Source organism: Stenotrophomonas aracearum (genome assembly GCF_031834615.1).
Lineage (GTDB): Bacteria > Pseudomonadota > Gammaproteobacteria > Xanthomonadales > Xanthomonadaceae > Stenotrophomonas > Stenotrophomonas aracearum.
In genome coordinates this window covers 1,126,759-1,146,892 of the sequence record NZ_CP115543.1, presented here as the reverse complement: position 1 = coordinate 1,146,892, position 20,134 = coordinate 1,126,759, and the positions used below count along the sequence as shown (strand labels likewise).

Genomic DNA, 20,134 nt, shown 5'->3' with positions numbered 1-20,134 from the left:
CCCGGTGCAACCGGCCAGGGGCCGGCTCTACCGGAGGCGCTGGGTTCGGGCTGCCTGGTCCGCCATCGCGCGGCTCAGCTCGGCTTCGAGCGCCTTCTGCTTTACCGGCGCATCCAGCAGGTACACCTTCACCCCGTGGGCGGGAACTTCAGCCTTCAGGCTGTTCTTCACCGTCACGCTCCCCTGCCCCAGCGCATCGCGCCAGGTACCTGCCTGCAGGTACCGGCTCACTTCGATGCTGCGCGCGGCCTCGCCCTTGTTCAGCAGCACCAGCGCGGTCTGCGCGGTGTCGCCATGCTGCAGCACGCGGAAGAACACCGCTTCGTCGCCCTGCAGGCGCTCGTTGACCTGCAGCCCGCGTTGCAGCGCCGGGGTGGCTTCACGCAGCGTGGCGATGCGCTGCAGCGGCCCGAAAATCGGGCTCTGCGGCGCGGCGTCCACGCGGGGCTGGCCGAAGTAGGCACGGTTGCCGGCGTGTTCAGCGCGGCTGCGCATGAAGCCGGTTTCCGAGCCGTAGTAGAGCACCGGAATGCCGCGCGCCGTGAACAGCCAGTTGTGCGCGTCGATGAAGCCGTCGTCGGTGGCATCCAGCCGCGCCATGTCGTGGTTGTCGTAGAAGCTCATCAGTTCGTACGGATTGGCATACGGCCCACCCATCAGGTGCAGCGGCTCGGCCAGCGCCTCGAAGCCCTTCTGCTCCTTGCCGAACACGCTGGACATCGCGCCCCGCAGCGGGAAGTCGAGCACGCTCACGTTGGCGTTGGCCGGCCAGGTGTGCTCGGCGATCTTGGCCGCGTCATAGTCGAACGCTTCGCCGAACATGAACATGCCCGGGTGTTCGGCGCGGATGCGCTTGACGAATTCGTTCCACCACGGATGCGGCAGCCAGCCGATGGTGTCGATGCGCAGCGCATCCACGCCCTGCGCGGTCCACTGCAGGTAGGCGCCGACCAGGTAGTCCATCACCGCCGGATTGTCCTGATTGAAGTCGCCCAGCTCGGCCAGGTTGCCGTCGAAGATCGAGCCCTTGGCCGAATCGACCGGGCCGATGTTGTTATAGAACGCGTGCAGCGGGTTGTGCCTGGGGTCCAGCTGCTGCGGCGGCAGGTTCTCATGGTCGGCGATGAGCGTGCCGTCCTTGTCGAAGATCTGGCCGAACTGCGGTTGCCTGACCGGCATGGTCCACGCCGGGGAGCCGTGGTTGCCGACGATGTCCAGCACCACTTTCAGTTTGGCATCGTGCAGGCCACGGGTCAGCCCGGCGAAATCCAGGTCCTTGCTCGGCAGGTGTTCGTCGAGCTTGTAGAAGTTGATGCCCCAGTAACCGTGATAGCCGGTCTTGCCGCGGTCGGTCAGGGTGCTGGTGCAGCTGATCGGCTTGCTGCCAGTGAAGGCTTCATCCGGGTTGTCGATGATCGGGGTGATCCAGACCGCGCCGAAGCCGAGGTTGCGGATGTAGTCCGCGTTGTCGAGCACGCCGCGGAAGTCGCCGCCCAGGTAGCCGATGTTGCCGTCCACCTTGTCTGGGCAGGGCACTGGAATGTCGAAGGTGCGGTGCTTGCCGCCCTGGTCGCGGTGGTCATTGGACGGGTCGCCGTTGACGAAACGGTCGGTAACCACGAAGTAGACCGCGTCGCTGGCGAACGGCTCGAGCGTACCCACGTACTCCGGGCGCGGCGCGGCAACGGCACTGCCGGCCATCAGGGCGAAGCAAAGACCCAGCGACAAACGCGAACGGCACGGCATCAGACAACCTCCTGGTGGGACGGAACACGCAGCACGCACAGCCCGGCAACCAGCAGACTGGCGCCACCGAGCGCCAGCACATGCATCGGGTCGCCGCCCAGCCACAGGCGCAGCATGAATCCAAGCGCGCTGGCCGCAACCAGCTGCGGAATGACGATGAAGAAATTGAACAGGCCCATGTACACGCCCATCTTGGCCGCTGGCACGCTGTCGGACAGCAGCGCGTACGGCAGCGACAGGATCGAGGCCCAGGCGAAGCCGACCCCGACCATAGACAGCAACAGCCACTTCGGGTCGTCGATCAGCATCAGCGAAATCAGCCCCAGGCCGCCCAGCCACAGGTTGACCAGGTGGCTCAGGCGCAGGCCCATCCAGCGCACCATCAGCGGGATCAGCAACGCGGCCAGCGCGGCGAAACCGTTGTAGGCGCCGAACAGCACGCCCACCCAGTTGGCGCCTTCGTTGTAGGCAGCCGAGGCCGGATCGGTCGAACCGAAGTGGGTGCCGGCCACCGCTGCGGTGGTGTAGATCCACATCGCGAACAGTGCGAACCAGGAGAAGAACTGCACCCAGGCCAGCCGGCGCATGGTGCGCGGCATGCTGCGCAGGTCGCCGACGATGGTGGCGAGCATGTGCGGGCCGGGCAGCATTCTCGCCACGCCGAGCAGCAGGCCGTAGCCCATGCACAGCCCGGCCAGTACGTAGAGCATCTTGTCGCCGTCGCGCCAGGCGATGGCGGCGGCCAGCGCCAGGCCGAGCGCGATCCACGCCCCGATCTGCAGCAGCGGCGGCGGCCCGGCCAGCGGCGCGGACTGGTGCACCGCCGGCGGCTCGGCGTCGTCGAAGCTGGCCAGCTCGGCCGGCGAGTACTCGCGGGTGCTGAACACCGTCCACGCGATCGAAGCCAGCAGCACCACCGCGCCGAAGTAGAACGCGTAGCGCACGGTGGGCGGCATCTCGCCCGCCGGGGCGGTGTTGGCCACGCCGAAGTGGGCGAGGATGAAGGGCAGGAAGCTGGCGACGATGGCACCCACGCCGATGAAGAAGCTCTGCATCGCGTAGCCGGTGGGGCGCTGGCGCGGGGCCAGTTTGTCGCCGACGAAGGCGCGGAAGGGTTCCATCGAGACGTTGATGGAAGCGTCCAGTACCCACAGCGTGCCGGCGGCGATCCACAGCGTGGGCGAGTTCGGCATCACCAGCAGGGCCAGCGTGGTGAGCACCGCGCCGATCATGAAGTACGGACGACGTCGGCCCCAGCGGGTCCAGGTGCGGTCGGACAGATAGCCGATGATCGGCTGTACCAGCAGGCCGGTCAGCGGCGCGGCGATCCACAGCCCGGGAACCGCGTCCATCGGCGCGCCCAGGGTTTCGAAGATGCGGCTCGCGTTGGCGTTCTGCAGGGCGAAACCGAACTGGATGCCGAGGAAGCCGAAGCACATGTTCCAGATCTGCCAGAACGACAGGGTCGGCTTGGCGGGGCGGCTCATCGTGCGGCCTCCACGTTACCGGCAACGGGCGCGAGCAGCAGCGCGCGGACGTTGGCCGCATTGAGCACGCCGTCGCGCCCGCCCTTGCCGCCGTTGTACTGGGCAAAGTGTTCCAGTGCACTCATGTTGAAGCCCGGTTCCAGGGTGAACGTGCAGCTGCCCTTGGGCAGGTCGAATTCGGCGGCGGTGGAGTCCTGCGGGCCGACACTGTGCGGCATCACCACGGTGGCGCGTTGCGGGGAATGGCCAGTGCACTGCACGGCCAGCTGCTTCACCGCAGCGGTGACGCCGGTGTTGATCGGGCCGTTGGGGTTGTCGTAGCGCAGGCGCAGGCGGACGCGGGTGGGTTCGGGTGCGGTCCATGTCCAATTCGTGGCGCCGGCCAGAGTGTGCTGCGGGCCGACGCAGGTCATGGGACTGTGCAGGGATTCCAATACACCTTCGCGACGGGTCAGGGAGAAGCAGTGCTGGTGGCCGTCGATGGCGAGGGTTTGGGTGGAGGCGCCCGCTGCGGGTTTGCCGTCCAGCCAGAGCTGATGGTTGGCCGGGATAATGGTGATCCAGGCGTTCTGTTGGGCGACGACTACGGGTGCCGCTGGGGTGGGTGGGGCGAAGGCGCTGGCTTCGGTGGGGGTCGCTTGGGACACGCGTGGCGTGTCGCTACGCGGTTGCGGGGCCGCCGCATGAGGATGCAGGTCGGCCGCGCGCGGTTGCAGTTTCACGGTGACCGTGTTGGCGTTGCGCTTCACGCTCCCGGCGACCAGCAGGGTGCCTTCCAGTGTTTCGGGGCGCTGGAGGACATAGGTGGTCGTGCCGTCGTTGAGTTCGATGCTCGTGCGGGTGCCGAACAACTGCGGGACCAGGGCGGTTGGCAGTTGGGGCGTTACGCTGCCGTCGGCTTCCACGCCATACACGCCTTCCAGCACCATCGAGAGATAACCGGCGACCGACCACAGCTGGCGCGGGGAGTTGACCACCGGGCCGCTCAGCGCGCCTTCGTCGACGTGCACCGCGAGGGTGCGCATCTCGTAATTTTCCATGTTCGAACCGGCCAGCGCGCTGCCGCGCATCAGCGATTCGATCTCGCGCTGGATGCGGGTGGCATCGCCCACCTTGCGGGCAGCGCGCAGCGAATAGGCGCTCACGAACGGCCACACCGCGCGGTTGTGGTAGATCGGCTGCTGCGCTTCCTGCGGCCACACCACCGGGCTGCCGCCCTCTACATACGGGTAGTTGGCCAGCGCACGGCGGGCACGGTCGGCCGGAAACACCTCGGCCAGCACGCCCAGCGAAATGCCGAGCAGGTCGTACTTGGCGTAAGGCACGGGGTGCGCGGCTTCGCCGATGTAACTCATGTACATGCCGGCATCTTCGCGCCAGAAGCGTGCGTCGATCTCCCCGGCAAGCGCATCGGCCCACGCGGCGTACTCGGTGGCGCGGGCATCGCCGCGCTCGCGTGCAAAGCGCTCGGCCAGGCGCAGCGCCTGGTAGTGCAGCACGTTGGTCGACAGTGCGAAGGAGTCGCCGATGAAGCGCACGTCCTGGCGGGTCCAGTCCGGGTAGGTCTGTTCGCGCCAGTCCAGGAACGAGGTCTCGCCCCGGTACAGGCCAGTGCGCGGGTCGAACACCATCGCGCGGTCCTTCGCCAGCGTGGCCTGCAGGGCCTGCCAGGTCTGCTCGGTGAACACGGCATTGTCGTGCAGGTCGCGCGCGGCCAGGAACCACACCACGCGGTCGCTGCTGATCGGCCAGCTGCCGCCCGAGCCGGTGTCCTGGGCCACGAACAGGCCCGGGGTGTGGCCGTCGCGGGCCTTGGAGAGCTTGAACTGCAGCGACTGGCGGGTGCGCACCGGATCCAGCCGGGCCAGTGCCAGATCGGCCGCAAAGCTCACATCACGCGTCCACACGTAGGGCCAGCGTTCGCCGGTTTCAAAACATTCGCAGTCGACCGGCTTGCCGAAGTTGAAGGCCGGGTCGCGGATCGCATCCACGCGGTTGGCCGCCATTTCCTGCTGGGCGAGCGCGAACAAGGCGTCGAACATCACGCTGCCGGTCTGGCTGCGCATCGGCTGGGCGGCGATCGCCACCGGCCTGCCATCGGCCAGCAGCGTGAAGCTGCCATCGGCGGCGGCGCTGGCGCGCGCACTGCGGCCATCGAAAGTGAGGTCCGCCGCAGCAGCGGTGGACAACAGCGCCGCCCCAAGGGCAGCGGTCAGGCAGATCGTCTTCAGCATCGAAAAGCGGCCGACCGGCGTGTGCCCGTCTGCCTTCCTCCCTTCTTGCACGCGGTGTGGTTCAACAGTGCCGGAGCGCTGTCGTCGCGGCCCCCTCCCAGGGTGCCTGCCTGCATGGTAGGCGAGACGCGCCGGTTGCCGCCCGCTTGCATACGTATTCATGGCCTGGCGCGGTGATGCGGCGGACAGCGTGGCTATAGTCCGGGGCAGGTTCCGGCTGCCCTGGGAGGGGAAATGCCTTTGGTTGTTGCGTTGCCGCGCGCGTTGCGTGCGCCCCGTCCGCTGGCCTGGCTGGCCATGTCGTTGCTGTTCTGCGCGGTGGGTGCGCACGCTGAACCGGTCACCGTGGCCAGTGCCAGTTCGCCCGGCAAGGTGCTGAAGGTGTCGCTGCAGCTCGACGGTGGCAACCCGAGCTACCGGGTCGAGCGCCTGGGCCAGACCGTGGTGGCCGAGTCGAAGCTGGGCTTCCAGCTGCGCGACGGCCGCCTCGACCGCGACCTGGAACTGCTGGGGCAGGACACGCGCAGTGTCGACGACACCTGGGAACAGCCGTGGGGCGAACGCCGAAGCGTGCGCAACCACTACAACGAAGTGACCGTGCAGCTGGGCGAACGCAGTGGCGCCAAGCGCCGGCTGGACGTGGTGTTCCGCGTCTACGACGACGGCCTGGGCTTTCGCTACCACTTCCCGGAACAACCGGGCCTGCGCGAGGCGATCATCGACGACGAGCTGACCGAGTTCGCCATCGCCCCCGAATCCACTGCGTGGTGGATTCCCGCCGGCGAGCCGATCCATTACGAATACCTGTACCAGCGCACCCCGCTGGACCAGGTGCCGGTGGCGCACACGCCGCTGACCCTGCGCAGCACCGACGGCCTGCACGTGGCGATCCATGAAGCCGCCCTGGTCGACTACGCCGGCATGTGGCTGCGCCGTACCGACGGCCAGCGCCTGCGCGCGCAGCTGTCGCCGTCCGCGGAGGGCTGGAAGGTACGCCGTACCCTGCCCTTCAGCACGCCGTGGCGCACCCTGCAGATCAGCGACCAGGCCGGCGGCCTGGTCGAGTCCAACCTGATCCTCAACCTCAACGAGCCCAACGTGCTGGGCGATGTGAGCTGGGTCAAACCGTCCAAGTACCTGGGCGTGTGGTGGTCGATGCACCTGGACAGCGAGAGCTGGGCAACCGGCCCGAAGCATGCCGCGACCACGGCCAAGACGAAGAAGGTGATCGACTTCGCCGCGAAGCACGGCTTCCGCGGCGTGCTGGTGGAAGGCTGGAATCCGGGCTGGGACGGCAACTGGGTCGGCAACGGCTACGACTTCGACTTCACCCGGGCCACGCCCGACTTCGACATCGACGCGCTGTCGGCCTACGGGGCGAAAAAGGGCGTGCACCTGATCGGCCACCATGAAACCGGCTGTGCGATCGAGCATTACGAAGACCAGCTCGGCGCCGCCTTGGACCTGTACGCGCGGCTGGGCGTGGACTCGTTCAAGAGCGGCTACGTCTGCGACGACGGCCAGGTCGACCGCCGCAACCCGGCCGGCGGCCCGCTGTGGCGGGAGTGGCACGACGGCCAGTTCATGGCCCGGCATCATTTGAAGGTGGTACAGGAGGCAGCGAAGCGGCATATCGCGGTGAACCCGCATGAGCCGATCAAGGACACCGGCCTGCGCCGGACCTACCCCAACTGGATCTCGCGCGAAGGTGCGCGCGGTATGGAATACAACGCGTGGGGGCAGCCGCCGAACCCGCCCGAGCATGAGGTCAACCTGGTATTCACCCGCATGTTGTCCGGGCCGATGGACTACACCCCGGGCATCCTCAGCCTGAAGGGCCGCCACGGACAGGCCATTCCGAGCACGCTGGCCCGCCAGCTGGCGCTGTACGTGGTGATCTACAGCCCGATCCAGATGGCCGCCGACCTGCCTGAACACTATGAACAGCACCGTGAGGCGTTCCAGTTCATCGAAGACGTGGCGGTGGACTGGGACGACACCCGGGTGCTGGATGGCGAGGTCGGCGACTACGTGACCATCGCGCGCAAGGACCGCAACAGCCGCGACTGGTTCCTGGGCAGCATCACCGACGAACACGGCCGCGCGCTGCCGGTACCACTGTCGTTCCTGGAGCCGGGGGTGCGGTATCGGGCCGAGATCTACCGCGATGGCGAGGGCGCCGATTACCAGCGCAACCCGTTCGCATTCGCCCGCGAAACCCGCGAGGTGACCAGCGCCGACACCCTGACCATCGTGCTGGCACCGGGCGGCGGCCAGGCCATCCGGTTCAGCCCCATGTAATCGCTTTCAAACCCCTGCATATCCATTGAATACGTATGCAGGGTGATTCACGCCGGAGGCGCGCTGCCTACCATAGCCACGCAGTCAACGGCCACCGCGCCATGACACCTGCGGCAACGCATCGCCGTTGATCACAACATGTTTGGCAACATTGCCTGGGAGGGGAAAATGTTGAATCGCAAGCGCAGCGCGCTGAGTATCGCGCTGGCCGTCGCCCTGACGCCGCTGTTGGCGTCGGCGCAGTCCACCACCACGTCGAGCACCGTGCCGCCGGCCGGTACCGCCGCCACCGACCTGGACACCGTGCAGGTCACCGGCATCCGCCGTGGCATCGAGAACGCCATCCAGATCAAGCAGGACGCCACCTCGGTGGTCGAAGTGATCTCGGCCGAAGACATCGGCAAGCTGCCGGATGTCAGCATCGCCGAGTCGCTGGCCCGCCTGCCCGGCCTGGCCGCACAGCGCGTGGCCGGCCGTGCCCAGGTGATCAGCGTGCGCGGCCTGTCCCCGGACTTCGCCACCACCCTTCTCAACGGGCGTGAAGTGGTCAGCACCGGCGACAACCGCAGCGTCGAGTTCGACCAGTACCCGTCCGAGCTGGTCAACGGCGTGACCGTGTACAAGACCCCCGACGCGGCGCTGGTCGGCCAGGGCCTGTCCGGCACCATCGACATGCAGACCGTGCGCCCGCTGGCCTTCAGCGAACGCGTGATCGCGCTGAGCGGCCGCTACTCGAAGAACTCGCTGGGCAAGGCCGCCAACGTGGACGCCTTCGGCAACCGCTTCAGCGCCAGCTACATCGACCAGTTCGCCGACAACACCTGGGGCCTGGCGATCGGCTACGCGCACAGCGACAACCCGATCCAGGAAAACCAGGTCGGCCTGTACGAGCCGTGGACCACCGAGCAGACCGACCAGGGCAACCGCCCGGGCGTTGCGCCGGGCACCGCGTTCTCCGACGGCATCAAGGCGCTGCGCCGTACAGGCAACGCCAAGCGCGACGGCTACATGGCCACCGTGCAGTTCCGCCCGTCGAACACGTGGACCAGCACCCTGGACCTGTTCCACACCGAAGCCGAGCAGATCGACACCGCCAACCAGTTCGAGGTCAACCTCAGCAACTACAACGGCGGCTATACCCCGGGGCTGTTCATCAGCAACCCGCAGGTCAACGGCAACGGCACCTTCACCGGTGGCACCGCCAGCGGCGTGTACCCGCTGGTGCGCGGCATGTACAACAAGCGCGAAGACAAGATCGATGCGTTCGGCTGGAACAACGAGCTGACCTTCGACAGCTTCAAGCTGACCGCCGACGTGAACTACTCCAAGGCCACCCGCGACGAGCTGAACCTGGAGAACAACCTGCAGCTCACCCCGATGCCGCAGCTGGACACCATCGGGCTGACCGTCAACCCGAATGGCTTCTCGCAGATCCGCCCGGGCCTGGATTACTCCAATCCCGAAGCGCTGTACCTGACCAACACCATCTACGGCTCGGGCTACGGCAAGGTGCCGCAGGTTGAAGACCGCCTGAAGGGTGCGCGCCTGCAGGGCACGTTCAACCTGCCCGAATCGATGTCCTGGTTCCAGGACGTGGACGTGGGCGTGAACTACGCCGACCGCCGCAAGGAAAAAACCCAGGCCGAAGGCAATATCCTGCTCGGCGCGCAGGGCGACGCCAACGTCGGCAGCGACCTGCAGTACCGGCCGGTCAACCTGGGCTTTGCCGGCATCGGCTACATCCCGGCCTGGAACGTGCCGGCTGCGGTCGACCGCTACATGGTGTTCAACCCGGTCACCAACCTGGACTACCTGATCCCGAAGTCGTGGGTGGTGCAGGAAAAGACCACCACCGCGTGGGTGCGTGCCAACATCAACACCGATATCGGTGAGGTGGGCGTACGCGGCAACGTCGGCGTGCAGATGATCCGCACCGACCAGAGCTCGCAGTCGAACTACTTCGACCGCTCGCGCCCGGCCGGCCAGGAAGTGCTGCCGATCGACGAAGGCAAGACCTACACCGACTGGCTGCCGAGCTTGAACCTGGCCTTCATGTTCCCGCACCAGCAGACCCTGCGTTTCGCGGTGGCCAAGCAGGTGGCGCGTCCGCGCGTGGACCAGATGCGCGCCGGCCTGGAGTTCGGCGTGGACACCGCCACCGGCAAGCCGGGCGGCAGCGGCGGCAACCCGCTGCTGGATCCGTGGCGCGCCAACGCCATCGACCTCTCGTACGAGAAGTACTTCGGCGAGAAGGCGTACCTGGCGGCCGCGGTGTTCTACAAGGACCTGAAGAGCTACGTCTACACCCAGTCGGTGGACGACTACGATTTCAGCAACCTGCTGGCCAACTACGTGCCGCCGCCGGGGATGATTGCGCCGGTGCAGACCATCGGTACGTTCTCGGCGCCGCAGAACGGCGAAGGCGGCACCCTGCGTGGCCTGGAACTGACCGCCTCGTTCCCGCTGGAAATGATTGCCGACCCGCTGCGTGGTTTCGGCGTGCAGGCCAGCGCGACCTTCAACGACAGCGACATCAAGATCCTGGACCCGGAAAGCGCCTCCAGCGTGGGTAGCGATCCGATCAGCCTGCCGGGCCTGTCCGAGCGCGTGTACAACTTCACCGCCTATTTCGAGCGCAACGGCTTTGAAGCACGCGTGAGCCAGCGCCGTCGTTCGGACTTCATCGGTGAAATTGGCAACTTCAACGGCAACCGCACCCTGCGTTACGTGGTCGGCGAGAACGTGACCGACGCGCAGGTCAGCTACACCTTCGCCGACAGCAGCAGCCTGCATGGACTGACCCTGCTCCTGCAGGGAAGCAACCTGACCAACGAGCCGTACCGTACCTACGCGGGTACCAAGGACCGTCCGCTGGAATACATCGAGTGGGGCCGGACCTACATGCTGGGTGTGAACTACAAGTTCTGATCCCGGTGTAGAAGCACGAACGAGAAACCCGCTGCGCGAGCAGCGGGTTTTTTGTTGGGCGCGTCGCGCAGCCACGCAGGGCGTGGCTGCTTTTCGAACGCACGAAAAAAAGGGGCGGAACCCTGCGGTCCCGCCCCTCAATACCACCGGAAATCGCAAATCAGCTGCGCCGTGCGCAGTACATCGCCTGGGCCGGCAGCTGCAGCTGGGTACCTTCTGCCTGGCCCGCATCCGGACCCGGCACGTGCAACGCGTGCCACTGCCCTTCCGGCAGCGCCACCGTGGTGACTTCGGCCGAGAGATTGAACGCCAGCAGCAGGGTCTCCTCCCCATGCGTGCGCTCGAACATCAGCACCGGCTCGGCCGTCTCCAGGAACCGGATGTCGCCCAGCAGCAGCGTCGGCATGGTCCGGCGCCAGGCCAGGAACTGGCGGAAGGCGTTCAACACCGAATGCGGGTCATGCTCCTGCACCGCAACCGCACGCACCTGGTGGTCCTGCGGAATCGGCAGCCACGGTTCGCCCGTGGTGAACCCCGCCAGCGGCGCGTCCAGCCACGGCATCGGCGTGCGGCACCCGTCGCGGCCCTTGAAGTTCGGCCAGAAGGTGATGCCATACGGGTCCTGCAACGCTTCGAATGGCACGTCGGCTTCGCCCAGGCCCAGCTCTTCGCCCTGGTACAGGCAGATTGAACCGCGCAGCGAGCACAGCACCGCCACCAGCAGGCGGGCCAGGCGCGGCTGCGCCGGGTGGCCGCCCCAACGGGTCACCGCGCGCTCCACGTCGTGGTTGGAGATCGCCCAGCACGGCCAGCCTTCGGTCATGGTCGCTTCCAGCCGCGACACGGTGTCGCGGATGTAGGCTGCGCTGTAGTCCTTCACCAGCAGCTCGAAGCTGTAGCCCATGTGCAGGCGGCCCGGCGCGGTGTATTCGGCGGTGGTCGCCAGCGAGTCCTCGGCCGAGATCTCGCCGAGGCTGACCGCGCCCGGGTACTGGTCCAGCAGCCCGCGCAGGCGCTCGATGAACGGCAGGTTCTCCGGCCGGGTGTTGTTGTAATAGTGGTACTGGTAGGCGTACGGATTGTCCGCGCTGAAGCCACGGCCAAGGCGCTTTTCCAGCGGCTTGGCCGGGTTGTCGCGCAGGTCCTTGTCGTGGAAGCAGAAGTTGATCGAATCCAGGCGGAAGCCGTCCACGCCCCGGTCCAGCCAGAACTTCACGTAGTCCAGGGTCGCCTGCTGCACGGCCGGGTTGTGGAAGTCCAGGTCCGGCTGGTCGGCCAGGAAGTTGTGCAGGAAGTACTGCTCGCGGCGCGGCTCCCACTGCCAGGCCACGCCACCGAAGATCGACATCCAGTTGTTGGGCGGGGTGCCGTCCTCGCGCGGGTCGGCCCACACGTACCAGTCCGCCTTGGGATTGGTTCGGTCCTGGCGGCTCTCGCGGAACCAGGCGTGCTCGATCGAGGTATGGCTGAACACCTGGTCGATCATCACCTTCAGGCCCAGCGCATGCGCCTTGGCCAGCAGCCGGTCGAAGTCGGCCACGGTGCCGAACAGCGGGTCCACGTCGCGGTGGTCGGCGATGTCGTAGCCGAAGTCGGCCATCGGCGAGGTGAAGAACGGCGAGATCCAGATCGCGTCCACGCCCAGCGAAGCGACGTAGTCCAGGCGCTCGATGATGCCGGGCAGGTCGCCCACGCCGTCACCGTTGGCATCGAGGAAACTGCGCGGGTAAATCTGATAGATGACGGCACCGCGCCACCATGGAGTCTGCGACATCGAGGGGCCCCCCTCCGGGCCAGAACGTACCCGACAAGCTTAGCGGGGGGCCCTTGGCGGTGGCGCCACATGCATACGTATTCACGCCCTCCCCGGCCGCCGGACGCCTTCGCGGGCGGAATACGTCCGCACCGCCTATAATTCCGCCCAAGCCTGAAAGTCAGACCGCATGACCACCATCGAAGACACCCGCCCCGCGCTGGGCCTGCCCCAGATCCAGTCGCTCGCCGCGCCCGACATGGCCGCCGTGGACGCACTGATCCGCCGCCGACTGTCTTCGGATGTCGTGCTGATCAACCAGATCGCCGACCACATCATCTCCGCCGGGGGCAAGCGCCTGCGGCCGATGCTGGTCATGCTGGCCGGCCACGCGGTCGGCCGGGCCGGCCCGGAGCACCACCAGCTGGCGGCGATCATCGAGTTCATCCACACCTCGACCCTGCTGCACGACGATGTGGTCGACGAGTCCAGCCTGCGGCGTGGCCGCAGCACCGCCAATGCACTGTGGGGCAATGCGCCCAGCGTGCTGGTGGGCGACTTCCTGTACTCGCGCAGCTTCCAGCTGATGGTGGAACTGGACCGCATGCCGGTCATGCAGATCCTGGCCGACACCACCAACCGGATCGCCGAAGGCGAGGTGCTGCAGCTGCTGCACGTGCATAATCCGGATACGGACGAGGCTGCGTACCTGCGCGTGATCGAGCGCAAGACCGCGGTGCTGTTTGCCGCCGGCACCAGGCTGGGCGCGCTGGCCAGCGGCGTGGACGCGGCCACCCAGCAGGCCCTGTACGACTACGGCATGCACCTGGGCTACGCGTTCCAGATTGCCGACGACGTGCTGGACTATTCGGCCAATGCCGACGAGCTGGGCAAGAACCTGGGCGATGACCTCGCCGAAGGCAAGGCCACCCTGCCGCTGATCCACGCCATGGCCCATTCGGATACGGCTACCCATGAGCGTCTGCGTGAGATCGTGCAGAACGGCGACGCCGAGGCGATGCCCGAAGTGCTGGCTGCGATCCATGCCACCGGTGGGCTGGAGTACAGCCGCAAGCGTGCCGAGGAATACGCCGAGGCCGCCGAGCGCGCGCTGGATGGGTTGGCGGACAACGATGCCGTGGCTGCGTTGCGCGGCCTGGCCAGGTACGCGGTGCAGCGCTCGCATTGATCGAACGCTGCCAGCATTGGCTTAAATCGCATTGACGCGTAGTGCCGGCCGCCGGCCGGCTCTGCACGATGCCGGCACCGCGTGGAGCCGGCCGGCGGCCGGCACTACGGTTTCCGTTGTTCCGGTTTTCCGGATTCCGATTACCGCTTGTCGAACAGGCCTTCGAAGAAGCTGTCCAGGCTCTTCCACGCCCGCTTCGCCGCACGCTCGTTGTACACGCATCCCGGCGGGCTGTTGGCGTCGGCTTCGGCGAAGCAGTGCACCGCGCCGCTGTAGTTGGTGAATTCCCAGTCCATCTTGGCCGCGTTCATTTCCTGCTGGAAACCGGCGATGTCTTCCGCGCTGACGCTCTTGTCGTCGGCGCCGTTGAGCACCAGCACCGACGGGTGCGTGTCACCGGCCTTGGCCGGCAGCGGCGAACCCAGACCACCATGCAGGCTGACCACGCCGGCCAGCGGCGCGCCGGCACGGGCCAGCTCCAGCACCGTGGTGCCGCCGAAGCAGAAGCCCACCGCGCCGATCTTCGAGGCATCCAGCGGCGCATTGCCGGCTTGGGCCTTGAGCACCTCCAGCGCTTTCAACGCGCGGGCGCGCAGCACCGGGCGGTCGTTGCGCAGCTTGGTCGCCACCGGGCCCGCCTCGGCATCGGTCTTCGGGCGCACGCCCTTGCCGTACACGTCGGCGACCAGCACCACGTAGTCGTCGCCCGCCAGCTGTTTGGCCTTGGCGATGGCGGAGTCGTTCACGCCCTTCCAGTTCGGCACCATGACCAGGCCGGGGCGCTTGTCGTTGTCTTCGTCGTCGTAGACCAGCACACCGCTGAAGGTGGTGCCTTCATGCTGCCATTCGACCGGTTTGGCCTGCATCGCGGCCACCGCCGGCAACGCCGTCATGCCCAGCACCAGTGCCGCACCCCACCGCCATTGCTGCTTCATGCGCCTGCTCCTTCCGGGAAAGCGCCATGTAACCACATGCGATGTGACGCCCGGTAGAGCCACGCCCTGCGTGGCTTCGCGGTGCCCGATCAGGCGATCCCGATCCCCGGGATCGCGGTGATCTGCTCCGGATCGAACCCCGCCAGTTCGGCAAAATGGCGGCCGCGGGCGACGTAATCCCTATACACCCCGAAACTCGGCGCGCCCGGCGACATCAACACCACCCCGCCCTGCCCGCCCAGCGCGGCGCAGGCAAGCCGCACCGCTTCATCCAGGTCGCCTGCCGCATGCAGGCCGAACCGGCCGGCATCGGCCAGCGGCTGCAACAGCGCATGGATGCGCGGCCCATTGGCGCCCATGGTCACGATCTCCACCGGCGGCACGTCGTGCGCCATGTGCGCGACGAAGTCCTGCCAGTCCAGCCCCCGGTCGTGCCCGCCCACCAGCAGCGCGATGCGCTGGCCGGCGAAACACTCCAGCGCAGCCAGGCTGGCGTGCGGGGTGGTGCTGATCGAATCGTTGACGAAACGCAGGCCGTCACGCGTGCCGATGGTCTGCAGCCGGTTGGGCAACGGGCGGAAATCCTGCACCGCCGGGGCCAACGCCACCGCGTCCAGGCCCAGTGCTTCCAGCGCGGCCAGCACCGCGCACAGGTTGCCGCGGTTGTGGCGGCCCGGCAACGGCGTGTTGGCGGTGTCGAACACCGCCTGGTCGCCGCGATACACGATCTCGCCGCGCATGTGCCAGCCCTGCGGCTGGTTGAACCAGACCACTTCGCTGCGCGGCAGCGACAACCCGGCCAGGTGCGGATCGGCCGCATTGAGTACGGCGATCCGCGGCGCCGCGTCGGTCACCAGCGCCAGCTTGTCCTGGATGTAACGCGCTTCGCTGCCGTGCCAGTCCAGGTGTTCGGGGAACAGGTTCAGCACCACCGCCACCTGCGGGTGCGCGCCACTGCGCGCCACCTCGCCGGTCTGGTAGCTGGACAGCTCCACCGCCCAGTACGCCGGCGCCGGCTGCGGATCGAGCACTTCCAGCAATGGCAGGCCGATGTTGCCGACCAGCCCGGTGCGCGCCCCGGAGGCGCGCAGCAGGTGCGCCAGCAGCGAGGTGGTGGTGCTCTTGCCCTTGGTACCGGTCACGCACACGGTGTCGCGCACCGTGCCGTCGGCATCCGCGTGCTCGGCAAACCACAGCGAGGTGCCGCCGATGAACTGCGTGCCACGCGCGGCGGCCGCCATCGCGGCGTCGCCGTAGGGGCTGATGCCCGGCGACTTGATCACCACCTCGAACCCGGCCAGCGCATCGCCGCTCACGTCCGAACGCACCTGCAGCGCGCTGCCGGCTTCGGCACGCGCAGCGGCGGCCTCGGCCTCGGGGCAGAACAGGGTCAGTTCAAGCGCGGGCAGGCGTTGCCGAAGAACCGAAAACGCAGCACGTCCTTCGCGCCCCCAGCCCCACAGCGCAACCCGCTTGCCCTCAAGCTGCGAAATTCGCACGCAGGCGCTCCCAGATCGCCGCCGGAATGCGGTGCTCGCCTTCCAGCACCAGCAGCGGTTCGATCTGCAGCTCGGCGCCGTCCAGCTGCGGCTGGATCTCGTGGATGAAGCGCTTCACCAGCGCGTCCTCGTTCCATTCCGGGCGCGCGGCCAGGGTCGCCATCGCCGCCCGCGACTCGCGGCCTTCGCCCACGCACTCGAACGGCTTGTGGTCCTGGAACTCCAACAGGGCGTCGAAACCGCCGGCCTGCTCCAGATCGTCCAGCAGGTTGCGGCCAAAAATGCGCACGAGCCGGGTCTTGGGCATGAACGGCGCCAGCGCCAGGAACACGAAGTGGCACTTCGGGCACACCCCGCACCAGCGGTTCACCGGGCGCTCGCCCAGGATGTGGAAGTTGCGGTTGCAGCTGGAGAAGTGCGCGTCGTAGTAATCGGTTTTCGCGAACTGCCGCGCCACCGCAAGCTCCGACAGCGGCCGCAGCAGCGAGTAGTACTGCAGGTCGGCGGCCACGTGGCGCTGCAGGTGCTCGCCGAAGGCCTGCTCGAACGCCCAGCCCTTGGACCACTGGTGGTTCACTTCACCGGTGCCGGGGATCTGGCTGCCATAGCTGGCCGAGCGCTCGTTGGAGAACACCACCTGGTCCACGCCCTGCAGCAGCGCGGCCAGCACCATGATCGCCGAGTTCACCGCGGTCACCGGAATATGCCCGTTCCAGGCGCCCTGGCGGTTGAGCTCGAACAGCTCCGGCGCAAGCGTGCGGCCGATGTTGAGCATCGGCAGGCCGGTGCGCTCGGCGCAGGCCCGGATCAGCTGCGAACCACCGATCCAGGTCACCGTCTCGGCGATGCCCAGCGTGCGCAGCGCTTCGATGCTGACCAGCGAATCCTTGCCGCCGCCGATGGCCACCAGCGCGTGCCCGCGCAGGCCCACCGCCGGCGCGGCAACCGCTTCCCCGTCCACCGGCAGGCGGAACCGCCCGCGCAGGTTCAGGCCGTTGCGGTAGGCGAATTCGCCCAGGCCGTTGAGGTACACCGTTTCCACCAGCGCGGCGGTATCGGCGTCGACCGTGTAGCTGTCGATCCGCACCTGCTCCGGCACGCCCGCCTTGTAATAGCTGACGCCGGCGATCAGGTGCAGCAGGCGCAGCGCGCGCTGCACCGCCTCGGCACGGGCCCCTTCCAGCACGAACGGTGCGCCGGGAATGGTGACCGTCTCGACCAGTTCCGGGCCGTTGTCGAAGGCGTAGACCAGCTGCGCCACGCCGGTGTCCGCGGCAAGGTCGCAGCGGACGAAGCGGAAGCAGGCAACCTGGTGTTTATCGAATGCAGCAGTCATGGTGGGTCCGGTGGGGCATGAGGGAAAACAGCGGGCGGCGCTCAGGGCACATCGTCGATGACGTCCTCGCGCGGCAGCTCCCGCTGGTTGTAGGTGTTGGCCATGACGTAGCCGTAGGCGCCGGCATCGGCGATCAGCATCACGTCATCCGGCGCGGTGGTGGCCGGCAGGCGGCGGCGCTTGCCGAACACGTCGCTGGACTCGCAGATCGGCCCGACCACGTCGAACATCGCCTCCGAGTACCCGCCCAGGCGGCTGAGGTTTTCGATGTCGTGCCAGGCGTCGTACAGCGCCGGGCGCATCAGCGTGTTCATGCCCGCATCCAGCCCGACCCGGCGCACGCCGTCCTTTTCAATTACCTGGGTGGCGGTGGTGAGCAGCACGCCCGACTCCGCCACCAGGTAGCGGCCCGGTTCGATCGCCAGGCGGAACGCCGGGTGCACGGCCTTGACCTCGGCCAGGCCTACGGCCCACGCCTCCAGGTCGAACGGCTCGTCATCGGCGCTGTACGGAATCGGCAGGCCGCCGCCGATGTCGATGGTTTCCACGCTGCCGATGCGGCGCGCGAAGCCGGCCAGTTCGTCGCACATCAGGCGCCAGTGCTGCGCGGTTTCCACGCCGCTGCCCAGGTGCGCATGCAGGCCGACCACGCGAGTGCCCAGGTCGGTGGCCAGGCGCACGAACTCGTCCACGCGCGCGATCGGCAGGCCGAACTTGGAGTCCTTGCCACCGGTGCGGACCTTGGCATGGTGGCCTTCGCCACGGCCCAGGTCCACGCGCAGCCACAGCTCGCGGTTGCGGAACAGCTCGGGCCAGCGCTGCAGCGCTTCCACGTTGTCCAGGGTCACGGTCACGCCCAGCGCGAACGCCGCTTCATACTCCGCACGCGGCGCGAAGCTGGGGGTGAACAGCACGCGGCGCGGCGACAGCGTCGGCAGCACGTTGAACACATGCTTGAGCTCGCCGTGCGAGACGCACTCCAGGCCGAAGCCTTCCTGCTCCAGCAGTTCCAGGATGGCCGGGTGGCTGTTGGCCTTGATCGCGTAGTAACGCTGGTCGATCGGCTTGATCGCCGCCAGCGCCCGCGCACGCGCGCGGACCGTGGCCAGGTTGTACACGTAACGCGGCGTACCAGCCTGGGCCAGGTGCAGCAGGTGCTCGCGCTGGCCCCGCCACCAGGCGGTTTCGCGCGGACGGATGGTGCCGGCGATCTCGCGCCAGCGCGGGCCGAACACCTCGCCCTCTTCCACCGGCATCGCGCCGCTGTCGATCAGCTCGGCGTGCAGGATCGGCAGCAGGCCGTCGGCGTCGGCTTCGTCGATCACGAAGGTCAGGTTGAGGTCGTTGGACGACTGCGAAATCATGTGCACGCGCTCGCGCCCGAAGGTCGCCCACACGTCCGACAGCTTGTGCAGCAGCGAGCGCATGCCGCGCCCGACCAGGGTGATCGCCGCGCACGGCACGATGATCTTGACCTTGCAGATCTGCGACAGGTCGGCCGACAGCGCGGCCAGCACATCCGTATTGACCAGATTCTCGGACGGATCCAGCGACACGGTCACGTTGGTTTCGGCCGAACCGATCAGGTCCACCGACAGCCCATGCTTCTTGAACAGGCCGAACACATCGGCCAGGAAGCCGACCTGCTGCCACATGCCGATGCCTTCCATCGACACCAGCACGATGCCATTGCGGCGGCTGATCGCCTTCACCCCCGGCACCGGCGCGGCGTTGCCGTCGATGCTGGTGCCCGGCAGTTCCGGGCGCTCGGTGTCCAGGATCGCCATCGGCACGCCGGCGTCGCGGCACGGCTTGATCGAGCGCGGGTGCAGCACCTTGGCGCCGGTGGTGGCGATTTCCTGCGCTTCGTAATAGTCCAGGCGGGTCAGCAGGCGCGCGTCGGGCACGTCCTTCGGGTTGGCGCTGAACATGCCCGGCACGTCGGTCCAGATCTCCACCCGGCTGGCGCCGAGCAGCGCACCGAAGTACGCCGCCGAGGTGTCCGAACCGCCACGGCCGAGGATGGCGGTACCGCCGTCGGCGTGGCGCGAGATGAAGCCCTGGGTGATCAGCATGCGGGTCGGCTGCGCGCGGAAACCGGCGGCCCACCCGGCGTCCGAGCGCCACTGGCAGTTCACCGACAGGCGCTGCGACCAGTCGCTCTGGTTGGGCTCCGGCGGCAGCGCCTGCAGCCACTCGCGCGCGTCCATCCAGCCGAAATCCAGGCCGCCGGCGCGCAGGTACGCGGCGCCGATGCTGGACGACAGCAGCTCGCCCTGGCCGAGCACGTCGGCCTGCCAGTCCAGCGGGCGGGTGGCCGCACGCGGGTCGTCCAGCAGGCCCTGCAATGCAGCCAGGCGCGCGTCCAGGGTGCCGGCGTCCAGCGCCAGTTCGGCCAGGAACTCGCGGTGGCGCGCCACCAGCGCGTCCACGCGGGCGCGGCTGTCGGCGGCGCCATCGGCGATCGCGGTCAGCTCATTGGTGACCCCGGACAGGGCCGAGACCACCACCAGCACGCGCGCGCCGGTTTCTTCCGCACGTTTTTTCGCCAGCTTCCCGATCGTGTCCCAGCGGTGACGACGCGACACGGAGGTGCCGCCGAACTTCAGTACGATCCAGCGATCGACAAGGGGGGAAGCTGACATGGAGGTAGGAATGGGTAGGTAGTGGGGGGATCGACCCGGCACGCCGGGCCGAACCTCTGATTCTATGCCAACGCGCCGCCC

General features: G+C 67.7%; 11 protein-coding genes. 3 read left to right on the top strand and 8 right to left on the bottom strand.

Annotated elements, in window-relative coordinates; translation table 11 throughout:
• Nucleotides 1-27: 27 nt before the first annotated feature.
• The 3 genes from PDM28_RS05415 to PDM28_RS05405 are packed head-to-tail and all read right to left on the bottom strand — an operon-like array spanning nucleotide 28 to nucleotide 5,467.
• Complete coding sequence (locus PDM28_RS05415) at nucleotides 28-1,746, bottom strand: alpha-amylase family glycosyl hydrolase (RefSeq protein ID WP_311184067.1); 1,719 nt, start codon at nucleotides 1,744-1,746, stop codon at nucleotides 28-30.
• Nucleotides 1,746-3,233: an MFS transporter gene (locus PDM28_RS05410; RefSeq protein ID WP_311184066.1), complete on the bottom strand. Its 1,488-nt coding sequence runs from the start codon at nucleotides 3,231-3,233 to the stop codon at nucleotides 1,746-1,748. Before PDM28_RS05410 ends, PDM28_RS05415 begins: the two co-directional genes overlap by 1 nt.
• A complete protein-coding gene (locus PDM28_RS05405) occupies nucleotides 3,230-5,467 on the bottom strand; it encodes a glucosidase family protein (RefSeq protein WP_311184065.1) in 2,238 nt (745 codons plus the stop codon). Before PDM28_RS05405 ends, PDM28_RS05410 begins: the two co-directional genes overlap by 4 nt.
• A gap of 234 nt (nucleotides 5,468-5,701) precedes the next feature.
• Between PDM28_RS05405 and PDM28_RS05400 the strand changes: the two genes are divergently transcribed.
• Both PDM28_RS05400 and PDM28_RS05395 read left to right on the top strand, forming a co-directional pair.
• Nucleotides 5,702-7,768 (top strand): glycoside hydrolase family 97 protein, encoded by a 2,067-nt coding sequence (locus tag PDM28_RS05400; protein WP_311184064.1) that lies wholly within the window; start codon nucleotides 5,702-5,704, stop codon nucleotides 7,766-7,768.
• A 168-nt stretch (nucleotides 7,769-7,936) separates the two neighbouring features.
• The gene (locus tag PDM28_RS05395; protein WP_311184063.1) at nucleotides 7,937-10,696 is read left to right on the top strand and encodes a TonB-dependent receptor; all 2,760 of its coding nucleotides are present in this window, start codon (nucleotides 7,937-7,939) and stop codon (nucleotides 10,694-10,696) included.
• A gap of 160 nt (nucleotides 10,697-10,856) precedes the next feature.
• Here the strand turns inward: PDM28_RS05395 and PDM28_RS05390 are convergent, their stop codons facing one another.
• Nucleotides 10,857-12,470, bottom strand: coding sequence for an alpha-glucosidase family protein (locus PDM28_RS05390; RefSeq protein ID WP_311184062.1), 1,614 nt, complete (start codon nucleotides 12,468-12,470; stop codon nucleotides 10,857-10,859).
• A 169-nt stretch (nucleotides 12,471-12,639) separates the two neighbouring features.
• On the opposite strand from PDM28_RS05390, the gene PDM28_RS05385 reads away from it, so the two are divergent.
• A complete protein-coding gene (locus PDM28_RS05385) occupies nucleotides 12,640-13,638 on the top strand; it encodes a polyprenyl synthetase family protein (protein ID WP_311184061.1) in 999 nt (332 codons plus the stop codon).
• Between the two features lie 140 nt (nucleotides 13,639-13,778).
• Here PDM28_RS05385 and PDM28_RS05380 read toward each other — a convergent pair whose 3' ends face one another.
• The 4 genes from PDM28_RS05380 to PDM28_RS05365 all read right to left on the bottom strand — a co-directional run bounded on the left by PDM28_RS05380 (nucleotide 13,779) and on the right by PDM28_RS05365 (nucleotide 20,053).
• Nucleotides 13,779-14,573, bottom strand: a complete 795-nt coding sequence (locus PDM28_RS05380) for a dienelactone hydrolase family protein (protein WP_311184060.1) — start codon at nucleotides 14,571-14,573, stop codon at nucleotides 13,779-13,781.
• 89 nt (nucleotides 14,574-14,662) lie between these two features.
• Nucleotides 14,663-16,072 (bottom strand): UDP-N-acetylmuramoyl-L-alanine--D-glutamate ligase, encoded by a 1,410-nt coding sequence (gene murD / locus PDM28_RS05375; RefSeq protein ID WP_311184059.1) that lies wholly within the window; start codon nucleotides 16,070-16,072, stop codon nucleotides 14,663-14,665.
• The gene (gene murL, locus PDM28_RS05370) at nucleotides 16,053-17,408 is read right to left on the bottom strand and encodes a UDP-N-acetyl-alpha-D-muramoyl-L-alanyl-L-glutamate epimerase (RefSeq protein ID WP_311184058.1); all 1,356 of its coding nucleotides are present in this window, start codon (nucleotides 17,406-17,408) and stop codon (nucleotides 16,053-16,055) included. Before murL ends, murD begins: the two co-directional genes overlap by 20 nt.
• 41 nt (nucleotides 17,409-17,449) lie before the next feature.
• The gene (locus PDM28_RS05365; RefSeq protein ID WP_311184057.1) at nucleotides 17,450-20,053 is read right to left on the bottom strand and encodes a bifunctional aspartate kinase/diaminopimelate decarboxylase; all 2,604 of its coding nucleotides are present in this window, start codon (nucleotides 20,051-20,053) and stop codon (nucleotides 17,450-17,452) included.
• Between the last annotated feature and the right edge of the window lie 81 nt (nucleotides 20,054-20,134).

Bases quoted from the DNA above. Each gene is read 5' to 3' on its own strand.
- PDM28_RS05415 (WP_311184067.1), bottom strand. From the start codon at position 1,746: ATGCCGTGCCGTTCGCGTTTGTCGCTGGGTCTTTGCTTCGCCCTGATG.
- PDM28_RS05410 (WP_311184066.1), bottom strand. From the start codon at position 3,233: ATGAGCCGCCCCGCCAAGCCGACCCTGTCGTTCTGGCAGATCTGGAAC.
- PDM28_RS05405 (WP_311184065.1), bottom strand. From the start codon at position 5,467: ATGCTGAAGACGATCTGCCTGACCGCTGCCCTTGGGGCGGCGCTGTTG.
- PDM28_RS05400 (WP_311184064.1), top strand. From the start codon at position 5,702: ATGCCTTTGGTTGTTGCGTTGCCGCGCGCGTTGCGTGCGCCCCGTCCG.
- PDM28_RS05395 (WP_311184063.1), top strand. From the start codon at position 7,937: ATGTTGAATCGCAAGCGCAGCGCGCTGAGTATCGCGCTGGCCGTCGCC.
- PDM28_RS05390 (WP_311184062.1), bottom strand. From the start codon at position 12,470: ATGTCGCAGACTCCATGGTGGCGCGGTGCCGTCATCTATCAGATTTAC.
- PDM28_RS05385 (WP_311184061.1), top strand. From the start codon at position 12,640: ATGACCACCATCGAAGACACCCGCCCCGCGCTGGGCCTGCCCCAGATC.
- PDM28_RS05380 (WP_311184060.1), bottom strand. From the start codon at position 14,573: ATGAAGCAGCAATGGCGGTGGGGTGCGGCACTGGTGCTGGGCATGACG.
- murL (WP_311184058.1), bottom strand. From the start codon at position 17,408: ATGACTGCTGCATTCGATAAACACCAGGTTGCCTGCTTCCGCTTCGTC.
- PDM28_RS05365 (WP_311184057.1), bottom strand. From the start codon at position 20,053: ATGTCAGCTTCCCCCCTTGTCGATCGCTGGATCGTACTGAAGTTCGGC.